General features: G+C 69.3%; 7 protein-coding genes. 1 reads left to right on the top strand and 6 read right to left on the bottom strand.

What is annotated here, in order from left to right:
• From AB0J93_RS21790 to AB0J93_RS21765, 6 genes are all read right to left on the bottom strand, one after another.
• The coding region (locus AB0J93_RS21790) for a tetratricopeptide repeat protein (RefSeq protein ID WP_363924141.1) at positions 1-832 on the bottom strand (832 nt) is incomplete at its 3' end.
• Positions 833-990: 158 nt separating this feature from the next.
• The gene (locus tag AB0J93_RS21785; protein ID WP_363924140.1) at positions 991-1,800 is read right to left on the bottom strand and encodes a hypothetical protein; all 810 of its coding nucleotides are present in this window, start codon (positions 1,798-1,800) and stop codon (positions 991-993) included.
• 10 nt (positions 1,801-1,810) lie between these two features.
• Positions 1,811-2,197 carry a hypothetical protein gene (locus AB0J93_RS21780; RefSeq protein WP_363924139.1) on the bottom strand — a complete coding sequence of 129 codons (387 nt, stop codon included), beginning with the start codon at positions 2,195-2,197 and terminating at the stop codon, positions 1,811-1,813.
• A gap of 958 nt (positions 2,198-3,155) precedes the next feature.
• Positions 3,156-3,524, bottom strand: a complete 369-nt coding sequence (locus AB0J93_RS21775; protein WP_363924138.1) for a cyclic-phosphate processing receiver domain-containing protein — start codon at positions 3,522-3,524, stop codon at positions 3,156-3,158.
• A gap of 23 nt (positions 3,525-3,547) precedes the next feature.
• On the bottom strand, positions 3,548-4,120 hold the full coding sequence (locus AB0J93_RS21770; protein WP_363924137.1) for a hypothetical protein: 573 nt from the start codon (positions 4,118-4,120) through the stop codon (positions 3,548-3,550).
• Between the two features lie 876 nt (positions 4,121-4,996).
• On the bottom strand, positions 4,997-5,401 hold the full coding sequence (locus tag AB0J93_RS21765; RefSeq protein ID WP_363924136.1) for a MerR family transcriptional regulator: 405 nt from the start codon (positions 5,399-5,401) through the stop codon (positions 4,997-4,999).
• Positions 5,402-5,460: 59 nt separating this feature from the next.
• Between AB0J93_RS21765 and AB0J93_RS21760 the strand changes: the two genes are divergently transcribed.
• Positions 5,461-6,354 (top strand): NAD(P)-binding domain-containing protein, encoded by an 894-nt coding sequence (locus AB0J93_RS21760; RefSeq protein WP_363924135.1) that lies wholly within the window; start codon positions 5,461-5,463, stop codon positions 6,352-6,354.
• The last annotated feature ends 116 nt before the right edge of the window (positions 6,355-6,470 follow it).

Genomic DNA, 6,470 nt, shown 5'->3' with positions numbered 1-6,470 from the left:
GGTCGGTGGGAGTGGCGTCGAGGGCCTGCCGTAGCACGGTCACCGCCTCGTCGAGGTCCGCGTCGGCGCCCGTGCGGCCGAACCGGGCGTGCAGCGTCATGCCGAGGTTGGACAGGTAAACGGCGCGGTGGGCGTGGTCGGTGGGAGTGGCGTCGAGGGCCTGCCGTAGCACGGTCACCGCCTCGTCGAGGTCCGCGTCGGCGCCCGTGCGGCCGAACCGGGCGTGCAGCGCGGGGCCGAGGTTGGCCAGGGCGCGGGCGTGGTTCGCGTATCCGGCGGGCGTGGCGGCCGCAGCCTGGCGCAGCACATTGATCGCCTCGTCGAGGTCCTTGTCGCGTCCCGTGCGTTCGAACCGGGCGTGCAGCGCGAGGCCGAGGCTGTTGAGACCGTTGCCGTGTTCCCGATGGTCGGTGGGGGTGGCGCCCACGCTCTGCCGCAGGACGACGATCGCATGTTTCAGGTCGGCGTCGCTTCCGGTGTGCTCGAATCGGCGGGCCAGCGCGTTGCCGAGGTTGTTCAGGGCAGCGACACGGTACCGGTGGTCGGCGGGGGCGGCGTCCACTGCCTGCCGCGAGACGGCGATCGCCTCCGCCAGGTCGGCCTCCACGGACGCGTGATCGAACCGGGTTCGCAGCAGGGCGCCCAGGTTTGCCAGCGGTCCGACGATGTCCGGGGGGTCGGTGGGGGTGGCAGCCACGGCCTGCCGGACGAGTTGGATCGCCTCCGCCAGGTCGGTGAGGGCTCCGGTACGTTCGAATTTTGCCCTCAGCGCCAGGCCGAGTTCTTCGAGAAGGCCGGCGTGGTGCCGGTGGTCGATGGGAGTGGCGGCCACCGCCCGACGCGCCGTGCGGACCCATGCGTCCAGTTCGGTGTCGGCTCCGGTGAGTTCGAACTGCGCGTGCCGCCGGACGACGCGGATCAGATGAATCCAGACGGGGAGGATCTCGTCTCCCTTCCGGTACGGACGAGGACCTGCACCGACGTGCCGGCTCAGGCCCGCTTCACGAGAATATCGTTGATCTTGTTGCCTTCGCTGGGAGTGACGCGTCCCTCGGGCAGGTCCACCCCGACAACTCTGGCGAGGTCGGTGGCATGCGCGTCGACAGTGGCCTCGATGAGCGTGGCCAGCGTGGCGGAACTGGCGCGGGCCCGCCGGTGGCCGAATGCGAGGACGGCGGCGGCGATCAGCGCGGCGGGCCACCACCGCGCCGTCCACGGTAGGTAGAGCAAACCCCAGGCCGTCAGGACGGCGTCGCCGTGGTACCGCTGGTGCGCGGCGCTGATCAGGGCCCGGGTGTCGGCACTGGTCAGGATCCACAGGCGGGGCCAGGCAGCGGTGACCGACAGCCCGTACTGGGCGTGTACGCGTTCACCGATGAGCCGGAAGCGTTCGCCGATGACTGTGGCCCGCTGCGGAAGATAGCGCTGGGGCGGCTGGGGGTCCCGTCCCTGCCACCGGCGTCTGGTTCGTTCGCGGAGGGCGTCGAGTCGGCGCTGCGGACCACGGATGGTCCACAGCCGGTGCACCACGTCCTCGGCGACCACGGTGGCGGCTACCCCGGCCAGGCCGGCCCCGGCCAGCGCGGCGGCTACGACCGCCGCTGCCGGAACGGGTCCGGACCCGTGACCGTGCCACAGGTCGGTGAGCCGGCGCAGAGTCCACGGCAGATCCACGGCGTGGTCCTGGCCGGTCAGCGACGCCCAGCCGGCGATGGCCACGTACAGCAGGCTGGGCAGCACGATGGCGGCCAGCCATCGTTCGGTGACCCTCTTGCCCAGGGTGTTGATCAGGTCGGTCACGGCCAGCCCGTCACCGGCCGCGCAGCAGCATCGTTCTGCCGTGTACGCCGCACTGCGGTTCGTGTCCGTCCGCGTCGGGTTGGGTCCGACGTGGGCAGGGCGGCGTGGCGGGGCAGGTGTAGGGGCCAGTGACGATTACCGGGTCGATGTTGAGATCGTCGAGGATGCCCGGGTCGCCTCTGCTGATGCGGGCCTGCTCGTGACCAGCGGCGGCGAGGTCGATGGGGAGGTGCTGGTCGGCCAGCGCCCGGGCGACCGGCGTGCTGGCTCGGATGTCGCCGATCGCGGCGTCCAGCTTGTGGTTCCACTGGTAGCGTTGGGCGGCGTCGCTGATCTCCGGCAGGTGGGTGCACAGCCAGGCAGCGAGGTCGAGGTCATCGACGGGTCCCGTGGTCATCGCGTGAGGTCCTCCCGGGCAGTGGCGTGGGGCGGGTCTGCAGTGCGCGGGTTCCAGGTTAGGTGGGGCCGGCCACCGAATGGCTCGGTCACGTCGTACACGAGTGTCTACGGTGCCGTCATCTTGCCGCCCCTACGAGCGTCAAGAACCGCTCGCATGGGCCGCCGAGCACCGCGGCTACGCCACCTCCACCTGACCGGGTGGATGCTCAGACGAGTAGGCGTCCGCTCACCGCCGAGCTTGCGCGGCAGCCTGCAGAGGCGGGTCACGGTTGGCGAATGCTCCTCGTCGACCGTGACGCAGCCGGCGTCCACCCCCGGCGGCGATGTCGCGTTCGTGCACCTACCCGTCCAGAGGGCCTGATGGGCCAGGATAGTCACCGGGACGTGACCCAACGGACTCTCCGCCGGAAGCGCCCATTCCTCCGGGCGCAGATCCGCCAGGCAGTCCGCGAGCGCCTCGGTCGTGGACCGGTACCCGGCGAGAGTGTCCGCCGCCGACACCCGAGGGGCGGCCCGCACGAGGGCCGCCGGGTCCTCCACCGGGTCGAAACTCGGCCAGCATCCTGGTGGGCCGACCCAGCCTCGCCTGGACGATCGAGTGCGTCCAGAAACGGTTGGTGATGCTCAAGTGCACCACCACGTCCCGGTTGCTCCAGGCGTGCACCGGCTCTGCGCCGACCATGCCGCCTCATCGAAGCCGGCGAGGGTGTCCGCCAGCCGCCGACGCTGGCCGAGCAGGGGTGCCACGACGGCCGCCGGGTCACCGTCGAAAACGATCAGCGAGTCACTGCCGTACCCGGGGGCCGATCCTCACGCAGAAAATTACGGACCAGTACCGGAGTTACGCTCCACCGGCGCCGGGTCGCCCTGGTCACGGCCCGGGCAGATAGCTCACCGGACGCACGCACATGCCGCCGTTCGAGTGCGACGGCCGCCCGATGGCACGCTCGTTTCGATCAGCTCGCCGCAGGACCGTCGAGATAGCCGACGTCCGTGGAGCCCGACGCGACGCGGACGCGATAGCCCCGGTGCCGTAGGACCTGTGCAATCCTCGCGGCACCGCCAGGGTTGGCGGAGTGATCGTTGATGACGCCGATGTCGAAGCGACGCTCCTCGAACGCGGCCTGTTCCAGGACCTCCACGACCGGCCAGATCGTGTCGTCCTGTCCCAAGTCGTGGTCCAGCCACAGCTCGTCCAGCCGCCGATCCCGGTACCGGCCGAGAAGCTCGACTCCGGCAGCACTCGTCCGGGCCACCTCGGCGCTGCGACCGTCCACGAACGAACGCAGATCATCGACCAGAACGACCGATCGGCGGGCATCCACACCATGATCATGCCCCCGCACCCTCATGATCCGCCATCCGAATTCGCCGCCGACCGTACGTCACGCGGACGACTACGCCGTTGTGGCCCCCGGCACGGCTTTGTGCTGCTGGTGTGCTCCGGTGCCCGGACGACCTGAATACCGGCGGTCGTGGTGGTCACGAGTGCTACGGATGCCGCGATCAGCAGCAGGGTGGTCTCGGCCAGGACAGTGCGCATGTACTCGCCTCCGTTCGCGGTGGCGGACAGGTACTGCACGGCTGCGATCAGGTTAAGAGGTACGGCGACGATGGCGCTCATCCGCCACCACCCCACTGGCGCTGTGGGTGCGACCGGTGGTCCGGCGCGCCGGGCCCGGATGACCCAGTTGGCGACGCCGGCCCAGGCGGTAAGCAGCGTGAGAAGCAGCAGGCAGAACATCGCTGCGGACAGCTCTCGAAGCGGCACGATGCTGTCGAGCATGTTCACCGTGCCGGACCCGTCGTGGGTCACTACGCCGATCCGGTGCTCGTACGCCGCGAGGGCGACGATGGCATGGAAGACGTCAACGACCGTGAGGGCGACAAGGGCGGTCACGGCGGTGCGAGCACCGGGCATCTGACGACGATAGAAGGTGAAACCTCGCTTGAGCGCTGATCCTTGGTTCACGGTCCTCGCAGAGTCCACGCTCAGGTGCACGGATCTGCCGCGGATCGAGCGTGGCCGTGGCGACAGCGGATGTCCGGGCTCCGGGTTCGAGGCTGCTGCTCCTAATTCTCAGTGCTAACGAGTCCGCCACGGCAAGTAGGCGGCAGTCGTCCCCGCGAGGCTGCCGACGGACAGGGCAAAGGCCAGCGGGAAGAACAAGTCCCACGGCGCCCGCAGTCCGCCTCCGACAACGATGCCAACTACCAGGCAGGCCGCAGTCGTGGCCAGAAACAGGAGCGCCACTCGTAGCCGGTATCCCCGGCGGACTTGAGGTATCCCAGTAGCGGCCAGGGCGGCTATGCCCGCATGCTCTGCCCACCCGAAGCCGACAGCCGTCAGGCAGATCACCAGGCCGACGGTGGTGCCCACCAGCGAGTTGCACACGGTGCCACGCAGCGCCCCGGGAAGCGGCGGATCAGGGATGCCTGACTCCCCAGTGAAGCTGAGGCGCCCACTTCGGCCATATGTCCAACCCGACACTGCCGAACCCGCAGGTTGCGACTCACGGTGCTTGGCGGCATCTGCTTCCATCCGCTCAGTGTCAGTCGACGATCAGCGTGGTGTCGACCATGCCGACGAAATGGGCCTGCCTCATGGTCGGCGAGTCGTCCGCACATGCCGTTGACAGAGGGCGCCGGCCGGCGGGCGCCCCATCACTGTCCGGGCCGGACTTTGATGAGCGGTACGGCTTTGCCTGTTGATCGCAAGGCCGGTGGTGGCGCGGAGCCGAAGGTCGCCGGCCCTGGGTGCCGTCGGCAGCACCGGCGAGTTGCGGGCCTGGATCGGTCAGCCCGCGGGTGCCGCTGCCAGGGCCGTATCGCTGGCAGGCTGGGCTGTTTCGGAGCGGCCGGCAGCGATGATGGCGTCCAGGATGGCGCGGGCGGCGAGCAGGTCGTCGATGGCCGTGGTGAGGCGGTCCCGGTCCTGGCTCAGCACAGTGGTCAGCTCGGGGCATGCGGGCACCAGCGCGTCACCGTCGTCGGTCATGCAGGGAAGCACCTCGGCGATTGTGTAGGTGCTCAGGCCCGCGGCCAGCAGCGTGCGGATGTTACGCACCGTCCGGACGTCGCCCTCCGCGTACTCGCGGTACCCGCTGCGGCGCCGTTCCGGTCGTAGGAGCTGTTGTTCCTCGTAGTAGCGCAGCGCCCGTTCGCTGATTCCGGTCCGCCGGGCGAGTTCGCCGATGCGCATGTGACCTCCCCCACCGCGGGTGGACTCTCACGTCAACGTGAATGTCTACGTTAGCCGGCATGGCAGCTCAGCAAGCAACTCACGGCGACCGGTCCCGCATCACTGTTCTCGGTCTCGGTCAGATGGGTCGAGCGTTGGCGGAGGCGCTCCTGTCCGCCGGGTACCGGACCACTGTCTGGAACCGCACCACAGGGAAGGCTGACACCCTCGTCGGCAAGGGCGCCCTCCGTGCCGACACCGTCAGCGACGCCATCGCGGCAAGCCCACTCGTGATCGTCTGTGTGGGCGACTACGACGGTGTACACGAAGTACTCGACGGCAGCGTGGCCGAGATACGGGGCCGCACCCTCGTCAACCTCACCACCGGCACACCGGACGAGGTGCAGGCCGTGGCCGCCTGGGCAGCCGGGCACGGCGCCGACTATCTCGACGGCGCGATGATGGCCGTACCGCAGACCGTGGCATCACCCGACGCGTTCTTCCTCTACAGCGGGTCCGCCGCAGCGTTCGAGACGCACCGCGACGTGCTGGACGTTCTGGCAACCAGCTACTACCTCGGCACTGACGCCGCGGCGGCAGAGCTATGGGACCTGGCGCTGCTCAGCAGCGGCTACGCGGCCCTGACCGGCTTCCTGCACGGTGCGGCGCTACTGGACACGGCCGACGTCGCACCATCGGCGTTCCTTCCGCTGGCCACCCGGTGGCTGCACGGCATGATCGCGTTCATGTCCGAGCTGGCGGACGAAGCCGAGTCCCGCGACTACACAACCGGTGTCTCCCCGGTCGCCATGAACCAGGTCGCGGTCGCCAAACTCGCCCATGTCAGCCAGAGCCGCGGCGTCAGCACGGACATACACGCGCCGTTACAAGCCCTCCTCGGTCAGCGGGTAGCCGACGGACACGGCACCGACAGCTTCGCAAGCGTGTTCGAACTCTTGCGAAAGCGGTCGTAGGTCACGCGCAGGCGTATGTCTCCGGCTGGGGAGACGTCACCACCGATGCGATCGCCGACTTTCTCGGCCACCTCCTACGCGACATCGCCGACTTCGTCCGCGACCACGCCGCAGCG

Source organism: Micromonospora sp. NPDC049374, assembly GCF_040677165.1.
Lineage (GTDB): Bacteria > Actinomycetota > Actinomycetes > Mycobacteriales > Micromonosporaceae > Micromonospora.
Note: the sequence above shows the minus strand (reverse complement) of the source record. Positions and strands in the feature narration are given on the sequence as shown.

Coding starts and splice junctions, on each gene's coding strand:
- AB0J93_RS21780 (WP_363924139.1), bottom strand. CDS start 2,197: ATGACCACGGGACCCGTCGATGACCTCGACCTCGCTGCCTGGCTGTGC.
- AB0J93_RS21770 (WP_363924137.1), bottom strand. CDS start 4,120: ATGCCCGGTGCTCGCACCGCCGTGACCGCCCTTGTCGCCCTCACGGTC.
- AB0J93_RS21765 (WP_363924136.1), bottom strand. CDS start 5,401: ATGCGCATCGGCGAACTCGCCCGGCGGACCGGAATCAGCGAACGGGCG.
- AB0J93_RS21760 (WP_363924135.1), top strand. CDS start 5,461: ATGGCAGCTCAGCAAGCAACTCACGGCGACCGGTCCCGCATCACTGTT.